At 43.7% G+C, this 15,528-nt stretch carries 13 protein-coding genes; 7 read left to right on the top strand and 6 right to left on the bottom strand.

Annotation, left to right across the window (positions count from 1 at the left end; genetic code table 11):
• Position 1: 1 nt before the first annotated feature.
• Positions 2 to 3,049 (bottom strand): formate dehydrogenase-N subunit alpha, encoded by a 3,048-nt coding sequence (gene fdnG, locus PR709_RS13435; RefSeq protein WP_080728249.1) that lies wholly within the window; start codon positions 3,047 to 3,049, stop codon positions 2 to 4.
• A 181-nt stretch (positions 3,050 to 3,230) separates the two neighbouring features.
• Here fdnG and fdhD point away from each other — a divergent pair, with 181 nt between their 5' ends.
• Positions 3,231 to 4,061: a formate dehydrogenase accessory sulfurtransferase FdhD gene (fdhD, locus tag PR709_RS13430; protein ID WP_053110692.1), complete on the top strand. Its 831-nt coding sequence runs from the start codon at positions 3,231 to 3,233 to the stop codon at positions 4,059 to 4,061.
• A gap of 102 nt (positions 4,062 to 4,163) precedes the next feature.
• Here the strand turns inward: fdhD and PR709_RS13425 are convergent, their stop codons facing one another.
• On the bottom strand, positions 4,164 to 4,943 hold the full coding sequence (locus tag PR709_RS13425; protein WP_004924128.1) for a hypothetical protein: 780 nt from the start codon (positions 4,941 to 4,943) through the stop codon (positions 4,164 to 4,166).
• Positions 4,944 to 5,175: 232 nt separating this feature from the next.
• Between PR709_RS13425 and PR709_RS13420 the strand changes: the two genes are divergently transcribed.
• Complete coding sequence (locus tag PR709_RS13420; protein ID WP_004924125.1) at positions 5,176 to 5,358, top strand: hypothetical protein; 183 nt, start codon at positions 5,176 to 5,178, stop codon at positions 5,356 to 5,358.
• A gap of 82 nt (positions 5,359 to 5,440) precedes the next feature.
• Positions 5,441 to 6,514: a type II toxin-antitoxin system antitoxin DNA ADP-ribosyl glycohydrolase DarG gene (darG, locus tag PR709_RS13415; protein ID WP_004924122.1), complete on the top strand. Its 1,074-nt coding sequence runs from the start codon at positions 5,441 to 5,443 to the stop codon at positions 6,512 to 6,514.
• A 250-nt stretch (positions 6,515 to 6,764) separates the two neighbouring features.
• Here the strand turns inward: darG and PR709_RS13410 are convergent, their stop codons facing one another.
• The 4 genes from PR709_RS13410 to PR709_RS13395 are packed head-to-tail and all read right to left on the bottom strand — an operon-like array spanning position 6,765 to position 8,761.
• Complete coding sequence (locus tag PR709_RS13410) at positions 6,765 to 7,238, bottom strand: hypothetical protein (protein ID WP_272570934.1); 474 nt, start codon at positions 7,236 to 7,238, stop codon at positions 6,765 to 6,767.
• Complete coding sequence (locus PR709_RS13405; protein WP_272570933.1) at positions 7,238 to 7,519, bottom strand: ECs_2282 family putative zinc-binding protein; 282 nt, start codon at positions 7,517 to 7,519, stop codon at positions 7,238 to 7,240. Before PR709_RS13405 ends, PR709_RS13410 begins: the two co-directional genes overlap by 1 nt.
• 51 nt (positions 7,520 to 7,570) lie before the next feature.
• Positions 7,571 to 8,086 (bottom strand): hypothetical protein, encoded by a 516-nt coding sequence (locus PR709_RS13400; RefSeq protein WP_272570932.1) that lies wholly within the window; start codon positions 8,084 to 8,086, stop codon positions 7,571 to 7,573.
• Positions 8,087 to 8,131: 45 nt separating this feature from the next.
• Positions 8,132 to 8,761 (bottom strand): hypothetical protein, encoded by a 630-nt coding sequence (locus tag PR709_RS13395; RefSeq protein WP_272570931.1) that lies wholly within the window; start codon positions 8,759 to 8,761, stop codon positions 8,132 to 8,134.
• Positions 8,762 to 8,968: 207 nt separating this feature from the next.
• On the opposite strand from PR709_RS13395, the gene PR709_RS13390 reads away from it, so the two are divergent.
• The 4 genes from PR709_RS13390 (at position 8,969) to PR709_RS13375 (ending at position 15,096) form a co-directional block, all read left to right on the top strand.
• Complete coding sequence (locus tag PR709_RS13390; protein WP_272570930.1) at positions 8,969 to 9,553, top strand: recombinase family protein; 585 nt, start codon at positions 8,969 to 8,971, stop codon at positions 9,551 to 9,553.
• A gap of 78 nt (positions 9,554 to 9,631) precedes the next feature.
• Positions 9,632 to 10,621: an AAA family ATPase gene (locus PR709_RS13385; RefSeq protein WP_272570929.1), complete on the top strand. Its 990-nt coding sequence runs from the start codon at positions 9,632 to 9,634 to the stop codon at positions 10,619 to 10,621.
• A gap of 20 nt (positions 10,622 to 10,641) precedes the next feature.
• On the top strand, positions 10,642 to 13,185 hold the full coding sequence (locus PR709_RS13380) for a S8 family peptidase (RefSeq protein ID WP_272570928.1): 2,544 nt from the start codon (positions 10,642 to 10,644) through the stop codon (positions 13,183 to 13,185).
• 945 nt (positions 13,186 to 14,130) lie between these two features.
• Positions 14,131 to 15,096: an integrase domain-containing protein gene (locus PR709_RS13375; RefSeq protein WP_187377148.1), complete on the top strand. Its 966-nt coding sequence runs from the start codon at positions 14,131 to 14,133 to the stop codon at positions 15,094 to 15,096.
• Positions 15,097 to 15,528 lie beyond the last annotated feature (432 nt).

Here is a 15,528-nt window from a genome sequence, read left to right as displayed (position 1 = left end):
CTTACACCTTTTCCACATTGACAAGGAATGATTTAAATTCCGGCGTTTGCGTGTTGGCATCACCCACATATGGTGTCAGTGTATTTGCAATAAAGCCTTTCACTGCTAAGCCCTCAAAGCCCCAGTGGATAGGAATACCAATCGTATCCACATCCTTGCCGTTGACTTTCAACGTATGAATACGTTTCGTCACAACTGCTTTCGCTTTGATATAGCCACGCTTAGAGCTGACTTTCACCATATCACCTTGTTTAATACCTTTTTCTTTCGCCAAACGATCACCAATTTCAATGAATTGTTGTGGCTGAATAATGGCATTCAACAACGCATGTTTTGTCCAATAGTGGAAATGCTCTGTTAAGCGATAGGTTGTTCCAACATAAGGGAACTCTGTCGCTTTACCCATTTGCGCCCAGTCATCTTTGAACACACGCGCAGCCGGGTTCGAGACCACATTTGGATGTAATGGGTTAGTATCGAGCGGAGTTTCAATCGGTTCATAGTGTTCTGGGAACGGACCTTCTGCCATTTTGTCTAGTGCAAATAGGCGACCCATCCCTTCCGGTTGCATAATAAACGGATTCACACCACTTCCCGGAGGCGCATTGCTATAGTCTGGTACGTCCATACCAATCCACTTGCTGCCATCCCACTCAAGAATTTGACGGCGAGGATCCCATGGTTTACCCATTGGGTCAGCAGATGCTCGGTTATAGATAACACGACGGTTTAATGGCCATGCCCACGCCCAACCAAGGGTATTACCTAGGCCAGTAGGGTCAGAGTTATCACGGCGCGCCATCTGGTTACCTTTCGGTGTCCAGCTACCAGCAAAGATCCAACAGCCACTTGATGTCGTACCATCATCACGCAATTGAGCGAACGAACTCAGTAGTTCGCCTTTCTTCACAATGATGTTGCCATCGGCATCTTTCAGATCCACCAGCGCATAACCATTGCTTTCCTGAGCCACTTCTTCCGGTGTTGGATTATCACGGTCAAAGTAGTTCCAAGTCATGTTCAAGACTGGCTCTGGCGACTCACCACCTTCTGTTTCATAGAGTTGGCGTATACGGTGGTAGATACCCGACAGAATTTCGCCATCGCTAATCGCTTCACCGGGTGCATCTGCACCTTTCCAGTGCCACTGTAGCCAACGCGCTGAGTTAACAATCGAACCATTTTCTTCAGCAAAACAGCAAGATGGCAGACGGAAGACCGTTGTCTGAATTGCAGACGGGTCAACGTCATTCATTTCACCGTGATTTTGCCAGAAGTTTGACGTTTCTGTGTTCAGCGGATCGATGGTGACCAAGAATTTCAGCTTAGATAGCGATTTGATAATTTTGTTTTTGTTCGGGAATGAGGCTAATGGGTTAAAGCCTTGGCAGATATAGCCATTGACTTCACCTTTATCCATCATCTCGAAATAACGCAATACGTCGTAGCCCTGATCCCATTTAGGCAACCAGTCAAAGCCCCAATCATTCTCTTTCTGCGCTTTATCACCATAGAATGTCTTCATCATACTGACGAAGAATTTCGGGTAATTGCCCCAATAGTTAACCTGACCTGGTAGGGTCATTTTGGGTGTATTCGCAGCCAAATAGCTTTCGAGGGTAGTTTGTTTTTCTGACGGTAAAGTCAGATAACCCGGTAAGCTTTGAGATAATAAACCTAAGTCAGTCAGACCTTGGATATTCGAGTGACCACGCAATGCGTTAACACCGCCACCTAGCATACCCATATTACCTAGCAGTAACTGGATCATCGCCATCGTACGGATGTTTTGCGCACCGATAGTATGTTGTGTCCAGCCAAGTGCGTATAGGAATGAGGCCGTCTTATCTTTCGCGCTCGTTTCTGCAATGTACTCGCAAACTTTCAGGAAATCTTCGATTGGGGTACCGCAGATGTTATTCACCACTTCTGGTGTATAACGGCTAACGTGCTCTTTTAGTAAGTTCAAGACACAGCGAGGGTGAGTGAGCGTTGGGTCGCGTCGTGCGAAACCATTCTCATCCATCTCGTAGTTCCACGTCGTTTTATCATACTGACGTTTTTCGGGATCATAGCCTGTGAACAAACCATCATCAAAACCGTAATCTTCACGGATGATCAGGCTGGCGTTAGTGTAGGCTTCCACATATTCTTGCTGGATTTTTTTATTATCCAGTAGGTATTTGATCACACCTGACAAGAACGCAATATCAGTACCAGAACGTATAGGCGTGTAGAAATCCGCCACTGCCGCTGTACGGGTAAAGCGTGGATCAATAACAATCAGTTTGGCTTTATTATGGATTTTGGCTTCCATCGCCCAGCGGAAACCGACTGGATGCGCTTCTGCCGCATTACCACCCATAACAACAACAAGGTTAGCGTTTTTAATATCAACCCAGTGGTTGGTCATCGCACCGCGACCAAATGTTGGAGCAAGACTTGCTACCGTTGGTCCGTGTCAGACACGCGCTTGGTTATCCACGGCAAGCATGCCGAGGGCGCGACTAAATTTTTGGGTGACAAAACCTGTTTCGTTACTGGCGGCTGATGCACAGAGCATACCTGTTGTCAGCCAACGGTTAACCGTTACACCATCTTTGTTCTGTTTAATAAAATTGGCATCACGGTCTTCTTTCATCAACTTGGCGATGCGGTCAAACGCTTCGTTCCAAGTGATACGTTTCCACTCATTCGTACCTGGTTCGCGTACTTCAGGGTATTTGAGTCGACTTTCACTATGAATAAAGTCGATAAGTCCTGCACCTTTCGGGCAGAGTGCGCCGCGGTTTACCGGATGGTCCGGGTCACCTTCGATATGAAAAATGCTCTCTTTCGCATTTTTCGCTCCATCGCCTAAGCTATACATCAATAGCCCACAACCGACAGAGCAGTACGTGCAGGTATTTCGGGTTTCTTTCGCACGCAGTAATTTATACTGACGTGTGGACGCTAACGCAGTTGAGGGTGCAAAACCCAATGCTGCTGCCGTCGTACCCGCCATACCGCCAGCACAGATCTTAAAGAACTGTCTTCTGCTGACTTGCATGGGGATCTCCTCATTTACATTGCTCTTGTTACCCGGTGAATGTTTTAAATCGCATTATTCAGGTAAACTGTTCTTATTCAACGTCTTCCGTATCGTATTCAGGTTCATTGCCTGATAAATGGTGTAAATTCTTTTTACCCATAATCAATATTATGTATCATTAATGCTAGGAATTCATCTAATGCATGAAACAAATAACACGAAATTGTCAAAATCCATCAAAATGATTGGCGCAAATCACACAAGTGTGCAACAAAAAGGCAACCTCGAACAGTCTGTAACTGATTGGGTAGCCGAAGAATTACCTGTTGCTTTGGTTTATAATGGGATATCTCATGTCGTTATGATGGCGACCCCAAAAGATTTAGAAGATTTTGCTGTTGGGTTCTCATTATCGGAAGGGATCATACAGTCAAGGCAAGAAATTCGTGGAATTGATATTGTTCAAGGCTGCCATCGTGGTATTGAAGTGCATGTTGAGTTATCCAGCCGCCGTTTCATGGGGTTGAAAGAGCGCAGGCGCAACCTCGCCGGCCGGACAGGCTGTGGTATTTGCGGCACGGAACAACTCGACGAAATTTTTAAACCTATTTCCCCACTGCCATTCACCCAAACTTTCTCACTAAGTCACTTAGATAACGCATTATCTGAGCTAAAAAAAGTGCAAGAAATCGGAGCACTCACTGGATGTACTCATGCTGCCGCGTGGATTTCACCAGAGGGCCAATTGGTTGGCGGTTGTGAAGATGTTGGCCGCCATGTCGCATTGGATAAACTTTTAGGTATGAAACACCGTCATGATTGGCAACAAGGTGCCGTATTGGTTTCTAGTCGAGCGAGTTATGAGATGGTGCAAAAGGCGGCAAGCTGTGGCGCTGAGATTTTGTTTGCTGTTTCTGCTGCGACCTCATTAGCCATTGAAGTCGCGCAAAAAGCAAATTTAACGTTAGTCGGTTTCTGCCGCCAAGGAAAAGCCACCGTATTTACCCACAGTAATCGAATTACAGATTAAGCCACCGACTGATATTTCAAATAAACAATTAAAAAAGAAAAATATCAACGTCCTAACATTAAAAATAGTATGGCATGCGTAAACATTTACATAGCACTCCCTTTATTCATTTCCCAGAGAGTGCAACATCCAAAGGTTAGGCTCGATATATTCGCCCCATTGAGCTTGTGTATCGATATTAACGGGAACTAACGCCTGCGGTACAATATATTGGCCAGACTGCATAAAACGCATGCCTGTCCATGACTCCCATTGTTTAATGGTGCCAGCAATCACCATAGAACGATATACAGGCTGTAAAATTTTACCCCCTAATCGCCAATGTGTGCGTATCCAAGGGTCAAAAGGCTCCCCTTGTGCATTTTTCCATGCACAATAATCGTCAAATGATTGTAGAGGATAACGATGCTTTAAAGTGGGCCGTACAGGAACAACAACCGCCTTCGCCCCATACGCTACAGCCGCTTTTTTCAACGCATTAATCAGTAGTGCTGGAATTTGATAACCGCGATATTCAGGCTCAATCGTCACTGATAATGCAGAAATATAGCGATCTTCACCTTGTTTGTTCTCAACCGCAAAATTGAAAATATCATCCCAACCAAAATCAGGCAGTTTTGTCAGATTTTCATCAGGCCATAGAAAGGAGATCGCTTTAATGACACCGACGACCTTCTCTTTTCCATCCACATTCGCGACAGCTAAAAACTGAAATTGTGCATTCGGCTCTTCATACAATACTTGCCAATATTCATCACAAACAGCAGTTTGGCTCATAAACTCTGGCCATAATTTATCCAGCAGTTCATCGGATTCATCGATAAGGTCAGGTCGCTGTACAAAATTGTAGATGTGTATATTGGTAGGAAGCTTAATGCTCATGAATATAACCTATGACTAAAATTAGCTCGACATTATAAAAAGAAAAATCACAAGAAGGATTAAGACAAAATTAACGTTAAGCAGACATCATCTAAATAATAAGTATTTCTTAATGATGTTAGCACTATCACTGCTCTTTGCCATATATTGCGATATTCTCTTGATAATTAGATGAAATAATTAAACTAACACTCTAATTATATTATTTTTATAATAATCAAAGGAATACTATATGAATGATATCAAAACAAAAAAGCTAATATATCATCTTACTAGTTTGAAAAATATAAGAAATATATTGATTGAGGGCTTAAAGCCAAGAGTAGACATTAAGAAATTTCATGATATTGCAGACAAAGAGATCATCGAAGGTAGAAAAAAACATCAATTAGTTACACAAAAGAAACCCAGCTAGAACTTCAAGCAAAAGCCAGCCAACTTGAGATTCATTTAGATATCCATTGCATTCCAAACTGGTACTTTTAAGGAGGCTGATAATGATAGAATTTACTCAGGGTAATTTGTTAGAAGCTGACGTAGAAGCGCTCGTTAATACCGTCAATACTGTTGGTGTTATGGGTAAAGGGATCGCGTTAATGTTTAAAGAGCGCTTTCCCGCCAATATGGCTGCATATGCTAAAGCATGTAAAACACATGAAGTGCAAACTGGAAAAATGTTTGTCACTGAAACAGGCGAGCTCATGGGCCCTCGTTGGATTGTTAATTTCCCAACAAAGCAGCATTGGCGAGCAAAATCTCAAATTCAGTGGATTATTGATGGCTTGTTTGATTTACGTAATTTCATTGAAGAAAATCATGTTAAATCTATTGCGATCCCGCCATTAGGTGCTGGTAATGGTGGCCTCAATTGGGATGACGTCAAACCTCATATTGTGGAAATATTAGGTGATCTTCAAAACGTAAAAATTATTGTTTATGAGCCAATAGCAAAATATCAAAATGTTGCTAAACCAAAAGGCGTTGAAAAACTGACACCTGCTCGTGCCTTAATCGCAGAACTTATCCGTCGCTATTGGGTTATGGGGATGGATTGTAGCCTATTGGAAATACAGAAGTTAGCTTGGTTTTTAGAACGTACAATAGAGGCTGAAGGGCTAAAAAATCCATTAAACCTAAAGTTTGAAGCCAAAAACTATGGCCCCTACGCCGATAAGTTACGCCACTTACTAAACGGACTAGATGGAAGCTACCTCAAGAGTGAAAAACGGATTAGTGATTGTAGTCCATTGGATGTAATTTGGTTTAATGATGATAAACGCGCTACGATTGAGCTGTATTTAAAAACCGAAGCAAAAGACTATTTATCCGCACTAGAGAAGACAACAAAGCTTATTGATGGGTTCGAATCTCCTTTCGGGATAGAACTTCTCTCCACTGTAGACTGGTTACTGTACAAAAAACAATCTTCACCTAGTATTGAATCCTTACTTGAAGGAATACGCCAGTGGCCAGCAGGGGATAGATGGGCGCAACGTAAACTTAGGTTATTTGACTCAAGTAAGTTAGAACTTGCATTAAATCATTTGAAACAAATACCGTTCTATAGCTAATTAACCTATAAACCTTTTCTAAGCCTATAACGCACCCTCAGTTTTACAGCAGCTTGCTGATAAGATAGCAAGCTGCCACAACTTTTAGCTAAGCAAATTTTTACTTGCCGATACAGAATGTAAAAAATATATATAAATCAATACATTATTGTTATTGGGGAGTAAATGTGGATCAAAATCCGCTAGCCACTCCCCGTATAGCGCTCGAAGCACGGGAAATCTTTCCCTGTGCCTGCGTTTGTTACGTATTTTACAAAGTTGGGTAGGAAAGCTTTTCATTGTACGCTTCTGCATCATCTTCCCAAATGAGCCGAACAACATGCTTTCTCTTGGTTTGCATATGTACCGCCGCGATTAGTTCTACGGATTGGTGCCTCTCTAAACTTTCCATTGGGAATTTATCTGTTACTTCGGAATCGATTACGACATCGTTCCCCTCGGGAAACTCTAACCTAACATTTCTCGCGGTAGCAGCACCTTTGTTCCAAATTTTCAGTCGATATTTGCTATTTCCAAGTTTTATAAAAGATGCACCAAGATCAGCTCGTTTCCCTTTCAAGGCATCTTCGTCTTCTTTTTCCAAAAGACGATTATTCAATTTTTCTTGACTTTCCACGAGGCTTCTTTGCTTTTTATTAAAACTAACGGTCTGCCAGGTTGCATATGCCGAAAGAAGGAATGCTAAACCAGCTATTACATCACCCGCATCAATAGAAACCGGCATCATTTAAACCTTATATTCTTGTTTCCAGAAAACGCCTTCTTCAAAGACTTACGAATCTCATCAGTAACATCTTTGGTGACTTCCTTCTTGATTTCAGATAAGTGCTCATTGATGTTCTCACTGTTCTCGTGAATCAGTTCATCTCTATTAAATTCTCTCTCGCAGGAAGCACAAGTCGTCACCTGAATTTCCTCATCGACTCCTTCGTCGTATGAAAACTGGGTGCAACCACAGGTAGGACATAGCAAACTAATGCTTCTATTATATTTGTCAGGATTCATTTAATTTCTCCAAACTGTGAGAACATCTAACGTAGGGCTTGTAGCCGGTTGTTAGGTGCTCCAAAGTTGATTACATTTTTCCAAAACAGCTCGATGCTTATCTATGGGATCTGAGTATTTCCGTTTAACTTGACTTTCTGCCAGTTTATATTTCAATGCACTGGGAGCATTCTTGTTTTTTTTCTCACTATCGCGATCCATAAATTCAATAATATTTTCCTCGATCTCATCACCGACAAAGCACTCTGACCGCCCAGAGAACTGTTGCTTGGGCCAGTACCTATTCTTCTGCAAAGCTTTCAGGAGTTCTGATTCAGCAATTAGGGCATCACCGTCAAGTTGATATGAGACTGTATGAATCTCAGTTACTTCGTACGGCATGTCTGAAATATACTCCTGTCCAGACATGCGTCTTTCAACCTTTTCTCGAAGGCTTAAGCTACTGCTATCAATAATTTTTTCACTTCCATAGGCAAAGCGGCTTTTAACGTCAGTTGAAGTGACGCCTACCTTGAAGAATTCCTCACTTTGATCCTTAGAGCTCAATTTGACGAAGTATAAGATCATGAAGCTAAGATTTCCCTAACGTATAGATTATAAAATGGTACTAATCTACTTGATCTCACTGAGATCTTCATCTGGAACGATATTCAGGTCCAAATGAAGCTGATTTGAGCTGTTCAGCCCGGCGATTTGCTTCAGCTCGTCAGGAGTCTCATCACTGAAGGTCGCGAGGTAGTAGTAGGGATGGCCGTCGTCACTGCTAACTAGGTCATATTCCTCAAAGTACCGCTCTACCTCTTCAAGCGTCCAGTGAACCTCTCCGGCAATAGCGATTAGGAGATCGGTGTTGTCGTCAGGGTGGTTGAGGCCCTGGGGGAGAACTGAAAGTTCCGCAGAGGTGATCCCTTTATCCTTCCAGTTCCTCAGAATGCCTGACCATAAATTAGCTCGCAGGTTTGAGCTGGGCTGGAACCTAGAAGCATTCCAGTGAATGACATCTCGGTCTCCATTTTTCAGATGAAGAACGACCTGTGCCTTCTTGCGCGCTATCAGCTCATTTTTGAACGCCACCTCATCAGGAACAAAGGTTAGCGAGGGTTTGCTTTCACTGGACTTCGGCCCGCTCTCCTCAACCGAGTCGAGTAGTCGCTCGATCACTCTCTCTGGCGTGTCGAACCCGACAGCCAACCCTTCCAATCTGCGGTACAGATCATCTGAAACGTTTATTGTGACTGGCATCTTACTACCTCCATAGTCTAAACCATATATAGAACTATACATGGTTTAACCTATAGATCAAGTTTTCTTCATAAATAGAGCCTAACCCTCATCTGTGTCCAACAAACCACCATTTTCTTAACAGTTCATAACTTAGCAATTTGGTTGGAATTTAATCTATAAATGTGTTAAAATACTTGTATAAAATTCTATGTTAAAAAAACGTACATGAATCAAAAGATTGGCTATGCCAGAGTTTCAACCGACGATCAAAACCTGCATTTGCAGAGAGATGCGTTGGCTGCTGCTGGTTGCGAGATCATTTACGAGGACAAAGCCAGTGGGAAGAATGCCGCTAGACCCGAACTTGATAACTGCTTAAAGGCTCTTAGACCTGGGGATACGTTGGTCGTTTGGAGGCTAGATAGGTTAGGTCGTAGTTTGGCAGACTTAGTGAACGTTGTTACCCATCTGGTTGATGAGCGACGGGTTGGATTTCTGAGCCTACAAGAACAGATTGAAACGAACAGTGCTTCTGGAAAGCTGGTTTTTCATGTGTTTGCTGCTTTGGCTGAATTTGAGCGAAATTTGATTAGCGAACGTACCAAGGCGGGATTGGAAGCCGCAAGAGCTCGCGGGCGCTTGGGTGGGCGGAAGCCAAAGTTACAGAAAAAAGATATCAGGGAGATTAGGGCATTACTCAAAGATGGTTCTATTCCAGTATCTGCTGTTGCTAGGCGATATGGTGTATCTAGAACGACTATTTATAATCATGTAGGGGTGGTGAGTGTACAAAATTCTAGAGGGGATTAAGTGTTTAAACCCTGTCATACTACACAGACTTTATTGTATAAAGTTGGTAAAGTTGCCCCGTCTTATGGAGATTGAATAATGGCTACTGCGGAACAACTAAAAGCGCTTTTAAAGAGTCACGCTGAACGTGACGATCAGCGTTTTTACTCTGTTGCCCTTCAGGTTGCAGCCAAAGAAGCTCGACAGGGGCATAATAAGCTTGCGAGCGATATTAAAAATCTTGTTGAGAAATCTCAGCGTTCTACCAATAAGCTGGGTCTAGCATCGTCTAGAACTCTACCTTTTTCGCAACAGAATCAAAGTGAGTTAAAAGGTCTATTAGAGCTCACGCCACATAGTGTTCGTCTTAATGAGCTTGTTCTTTCTGATGACATACAAGAACGTATGGAGAAGGTGATATTAGAACAACGTCAGAAGGACAAACTCAGTCAGTTTGGTTTGCAGCCGCGTAGAAAACTTCTTTTTACTGGTTCTCCTGGAACTGGTAAGACAATGTCTGCATCTATGTTGGCAACAGAGTTAAAATTACCTCTTTATACAATCGTCCTAGATAATCTTATTACACGTTTTATGGGAGAGACTGCTGCAAAGTTGCGTTTGATCTTTGATCATATAAGGCAAACAAGAGCTGTTTATCTTTTTGACGAATTTGATGCTATAGGAACTCAACGAGGTGCACCCAATGATGTTGGGGAAATTCGTAGGGTGTTAAACTCATTTTTGTTATTTGTAGAGCAAGATGCATCAGAGAGTATTATTGTTGCAGCTACAAACCATCCAGAGCTACTAGATCAAGCACTTTATAGAAGATTTGATGACATCATTAAGTTTGAAAAACCAAAATTTGATCAAATATGCCTTCTTATTCAAAATCGTCTATCACTTTTCGATACTGATGATTTTGATTGGGGGATGGTTGCTGAAGCTGCAAATGGTTTGAGCTCTGCTGAGATTACCCGATCTTGTGAAGACGCAGCTAAAGAAGCTGTTTTGAATTTTAATGCAAAAATAACAAGTGAAACACTGTTAAAGGCCTTTTCTAGAAGGCAGTCAGGTAATAACAAATAAAAAGTATATAAGGGAATTGTATGGTTTCTAAAAGGAAGCATTTAGATGTAGCTAGGTTTTTCATTGAGGAAAATTTTAAGTCTAAAAGAACCGGTCGAAACCCAGGAGTTCCTGGACGAAATAGAAACCAACATGGAAGTCACTTAATAGGTCAATATCAGAATTTAATTGATGCTTATGACCAAAAAAGAGAACATGAAGTTGATACTATAACGGATGATTCAGGAATATATGTTGAAATTATTAGTGTAGAGGGGTGTAAGCTTCCGTTAGATAGTTTGGATAACAGAGATTTTAAACTCTGTTCTTGTCAAATGCGGGAAAATAAGGAGTTCGCTTTAGTCTTCATACCTGAAGATCGGCGAGATACTTTCCTTAAAAAAATACAGCAGTATTTAGATCCTCAAAAAGACGGAAAACCAAATAAGGATGGAGTATCTTTTCCTCGAAACCATGCATTAATAGATAGTATTTCTGAGATTAGGCTTGCAAGCTTAGAGTCATTTTGGACAGACCCACCAGAACTTTTTCCCACGGACCGAGACAATGATGTTTGGTGGGAGTTATGGTTGAAAAAAAATGCAATTGATGGTGTTGAAAATATAGCAGCTTCTCTTGCAGAAAGAGTAAATGGTCGTTTAGGGAATACATCCATATCATTTTTCAATTCATTTGTTGTTCTTATTAAATCTTCAGTTCGTAATTTAGAAAAAGCACCAGAATTGATTTCAAATTTAGAAGAAATTCGAAAAGCTAAGGACACACCTGTTCCAATACTTAGTTCTTCACCAAAGGAACAACAAGAGTGGCTGCAGAGCATTTCTGATCGAGTTTCTTTTTCAGAGAATATAACAACTAGTGTATCAATTCTGGATACTGGCGTTAATTATAATAACATGCTGTTAAGTAAAGTGTGTTGTGATGATTTTGCAGTTTCATGGGATCCTGATTGGCCTAAATACGATCAATATCAACCACTAGCACCGTTTAATGAGCATGGTTCGTTGCAAGCAGGACTAGCAGCATTTGGGAATTTGATGGATGTCGTATTGGAAAATAGCGCCATTCAACTGTCACATGTTATTGAGTCAGCAAGAATTTTACCTCCGCAAGGCAACAATGATCCCTTGCTATATGGGGCTATAACGGTAGGAACAGCATACAAACTTGAAGTAGATAGGCCTGATTTAAATAGAGTATATAGTCTTGCTGTTACTTCTGATCATGAGAGAGAAAGTGGCAGACCTTCTTCATGGTCTGCAGAAATTGATCAATTCACTTCTGGTATGCAAGATGGAAAGCGGAGACTTTTTGTTATTTCTGCCGGTAACAACTTAGATATTCGTCCTGACCAAGACTACTGGGATCAAGTAAATCTCGCGCAGATAGAAGATCCAGCTCAAGCATGGAATGCTATTACAGTTGGGGCATATACAGAAATGACAACAAATGATGATCCCTATTTTGAAGGTTGGTCGCCGTTTGCGATGGAGGGAGATGTTGCTCCATCAAGTCGTTCTTCAGTGAATTGGGCATGGAGAAGGCAAGCACCATTTAAACCTGATGTTGTTGCTGAAGGTGGAAATCGGCTTTTGTCACCAGATAGGACGGAAGTTAGTAATGAAGATACGGTTGGATTATTAACAACATCAGGAAAAACCACAGGTCAGGTTTTTGAGCGGGGAAGTGATACAAGCGCTGCATGTGCTTTAGTTTCTCGGTGTGCGGCCCAGTTAACAGCCGAATATCCAGAATTTTGGCCTGAAACTATCCGAGGCTTAATAATCCATTCTGCGGAGTGGACTCCACGAATGATGGAGCGATTTGGGCTACTAAGTGCTGTGCATAGTCCTAAAGTGGCAAAAGAAACCTTGCTACGTACAGTTGGATATGGTGTTACAAATATTGATAAAGCTAGATACAGTGCTGATCATGCACTTACTTTGATCGCTGAGGGAGAGATTCAACCATTTATAAAACCTCAAAATGCTAGTGCATCATCCGATCCTAAATTAAATCAAATGAAGCTTTATCAGTTACCTTGGCCTTTGACTGAGTTGCAAAACTTACCGCCAGAGTTAGAGGTTAAATTAAAAGTTACGTTATCGTATTTCATAGAGCCTAACCCCGGAAGACGAGGATATCGTACAAGATATAGCTATCAATCTCATGGTTTAAGGTTTGAAACAATCAGACCAGGGCAGTCACTTGAGAACTTCCGTGCTTACATTAATGGTTTAGCAAATATGGATGATTATGATGGGCCAGAGGGTGACAGTGATGGGTGGTTCTTAGGAGATCAATTGAGAACAAGAGGCTCAGTTCATTCAGATGAATGGACTGGTAGTGCTCAAGATCTAGCTGACATGCACACCATAGCTGTTTTTCCTGTAGGCGGATGGTGGAAGTATAAAACTGCGGAAGATCGGTGGGAAAATAGAGTGCGGTTTAGCCTTCTTGTTAGTATCGAAGTTCCGGATGAAAATGTTGATATTTACTCTGTAATAGAAAATCAGATTCAAGTAGCAATAGAAAATCAGGTTGAAATAGAAATTACAACTTGAAGATTTGCATCAAAAAGCAATCAAAAAAGCGGGTTTCAATAATGATCCCCGCTTTTTTTATTTTATATATTAAATACCCATCAAAAAGCGACTTCTTGATGAGGAGACATCTTCTCTTAACCCTAGGACATACTGAAAAGCCACCGAAAAGCGACTTTACGATGGGCTTGACGGCTCTATCAGCTTGATTAATATATAAGTTGTAAACGGTAGCTGGCCCAAAACAGCATTTTTCCAAACCCAAGGCGTTTGCCTTCACATTGTTAACCCTCAGGGGGACTGTCCCCTAGGGGCACTCCTCCGTCTAAAACCTATCTCCCCGGAGGAAAATCAGATGTTTATCATCACTGTGCTTGCAGCGTTCTGCTGCTGCCTGCGTTTGTGCATTCCGCAAGCGACCAGGCTTCCATATCGCGATCTGGCTGACAGCTATGTCGTGTTCCTGGCGCTCAATTCCGAGCGGCCAAATACAAGAGGGCCTCCCTCATCCGTCAGAACGAGTGCTGGATTTCCGGCTTACTCGATGCTTCACCCCGTCTCTGTCGCCGTAGGCGTAAACAGAGACGGGGGTATAGCCCCCGACGGAAGCCTTGTGCCTCAAAGGCTCAAGGCTTTCGCCCCGCGCACGAATGTGCGCGAACAATACCGCCTTCGGCGGTTGGCGCGCTTCGCGCTTCCTTTCCAGAGAATGACACGACAGTACCAGCCGGATCTGCTGGCAGTTTGTTCCGTCGGGACAGACCAGCCAGTGGAATGAGTAGTTCGCTCCATAGCAGTACCGCTCGTATGAAATGACCGTGGGCATCGGTTTATCTGCCCTGTGCCTGGGCGAGATCCCCAGCGTTGGCCTTAGCATGCAGAGCTAATTAAAAACTGCGTTTCACTTACCACCAAGTACGGACGGGCCAGCAACACGTTGATTAACAAGATCATGAGGAGCATACGATGCGCTCAGAGAGGACTAATCCGGACTCCCGGAATTTTGGTCTCCGAAGTCGCGATATGGGCAAGGCAGGCCTGAACGCACTGAAGGAAGGTATGAAGAGTTTCCAGTCCATAGCCACGATCCATGACAGATGGAGCGTGTTTAGCGCCTGGATTAAGTCCGAACAGGGCATTAAGGACATGCGGGATATAGAAAAGGCTCATTTGGTCGCTTATGCGGCACACCTTAATGATCGCTATGAGCGGGGAGAAATCGCGCCATCCACGGCGCAGAACTACCTGAGCGCAGTGAATCGGGTGATGGAGATTGCGCGGGGCGACCGACAGGTGCGTGTAGACCCCGTCTCCGAGGGTGGACTTCCAAAGCGCTCAGGCATCGCCACTGGCGACCGGAGTGTTTCGGAAGCGGCCCATAATGCTGCTATGGGGGCAACCTCCGAGCGCCTTGGGGCTTTGCTGGAACTGCAGCGTAATTTTGGTCTTCGGTTCGAGGAATCGGCCAAGCTGGATGCTGCCAGGGCACTAAGAGAGGCCGAGAAAACCGGCTCCGTGAGTATAAAGGATGGCACCAAGGGGGGCCGGGCGCGCACCGTTCCGATCACCAACGATGCCCAAGTTAGTGCGCTTCAGCGGGCCGCCGCCATACAGGATGGCCGCAGTATGATCCCTGCCGAGCAGAATTATCGCGAGTTCCGGCAAGAAGCCTATCGGGAGATTGGCCGCCATCCGGTGAACTTCCACGGCGAACGGCACCACTACGCTCAAACTCGCTACCGGGACCTGCTGGGCGCGGAATGCCCGGTAAAAGCCGGAATAAAGCATGGCCGCGCCCACCATGAATACCTTGCCAAGGAACTTGGAGTATCCGTGGCCCACGCCAGGATGCTGGACCAGGAGATCCGGTCGGAGGTTGCGCGAGAGCTGGGCCACGGTCGTATCGACGTAACAAACTCCTATTTGGGGTAAGCAACATCAGGAGGAACCAATGGAAAAATGGGTTAGAGAAAGATCACATGTCTATGTCCGCCACGGCGGAAAGACCGCAAGGCGGGCGATGGTGAAACGCCTGATAGCGATTCTGGAGGACATTGCGGCCAATGAGAAAGGTGTTAAGTCCCCATCCCAAGTAGGAAGAGCCCATATCCACAGATACTACGCCAGGCACCAGAGGCTTAGTGCGACTACATTGCGTGATCACTTCTATGCGTTCCGACTCCTGTGGGAATTGCTTGGTCGCGCGGGCGATCCTCCCCGGCCAAAAGATGGTGGAGCGCCGGGTTAATCGTCACTCGTGCCGATGTGACACCTCTGGTCATAGTCATAGGAGTCCTGGAATCCTCCTTTCCTCTTTTTCTTTCGACGTTGATAACTGCTCTCCCTACAGCCAGCTACGGCGCT

This window comes from Providencia sp. PROV267 (assembly GCF_028477825.1).
Classification (GTDB): Bacteria; Pseudomonadota; Gammaproteobacteria; order Enterobacterales; family Enterobacteriaceae; genus Providencia; species Providencia stuartii.
Note: the sequence above shows the minus strand (reverse complement) of the source record. Positions and strands in the feature narration are given on the sequence as shown.

Excerpts from the sequence above, each read along its gene's own strand:
- PR709_RS13395 (WP_272570931.1), bottom strand. The coding sequence starts at position 8,761 with ATGCCAGTCACAATAAACGTTTCAGATGATCTGTACCGCAGATTGGAA.
- PR709_RS13420 (WP_004924125.1), top strand. The coding sequence starts at position 5,176 with ATGAATGATATCAAAACAAAAAAGCTAATATATCATCTTACTAGTTTG.
- PR709_RS13380 (WP_272570928.1), top strand. The coding sequence starts at position 10,642 with ATGGTTTCTAAAAGGAAGCATTTAGATGTAGCTAGGTTTTTCATTGAG.
- PR709_RS13425 (WP_004924128.1), bottom strand. The coding sequence starts at position 4,943 with ATGAGCATTAAGCTTCCTACCAATATACACATCTACAATTTTGTACAG.
- PR709_RS13400 (WP_272570932.1), bottom strand. The coding sequence starts at position 8,086 with ATGATCTTATACTTCGTCAAATTGAGCTCTAAGGATCAAAGTGAGGAA.
- PR709_RS13375 (WP_187377148.1), top strand. The coding sequence starts at position 14,131 with ATGCGCTCAGAGAGGACTAATCCGGACTCCCGGAATTTTGGTCTCCGA.
- PR709_RS13385 (WP_272570929.1), top strand. The coding sequence starts at position 9,632 with ATGGCTACTGCGGAACAACTAAAAGCGCTTTTAAAGAGTCACGCTGAA.
- PR709_RS13390 (WP_272570930.1), top strand. The coding sequence starts at position 8,969 with ATGAATCAAAAGATTGGCTATGCCAGAGTTTCAACCGACGATCAAAAC.
- PR709_RS13410 (WP_272570934.1), bottom strand. The coding sequence starts at position 7,238 with ATGCCGGTTTCTATTGATGCGGGTGATGTAATAGCTGGTTTAGCATTC.
- darG (WP_004924122.1), top strand. The coding sequence starts at position 5,441 with ATGATAGAATTTACTCAGGGTAATTTGTTAGAAGCTGACGTAGAAGCG.
- PR709_RS13405 (WP_272570933.1), bottom strand. The coding sequence starts at position 7,519 with ATGAATCCTGACAAATATAATAGAAGCATTAGTTTGCTATGTCCTACC.
- fdhD (WP_053110692.1), top strand. The coding sequence starts at position 3,231 with ATGCATGAAACAAATAACACGAAATTGTCAAAATCCATCAAAATGATT.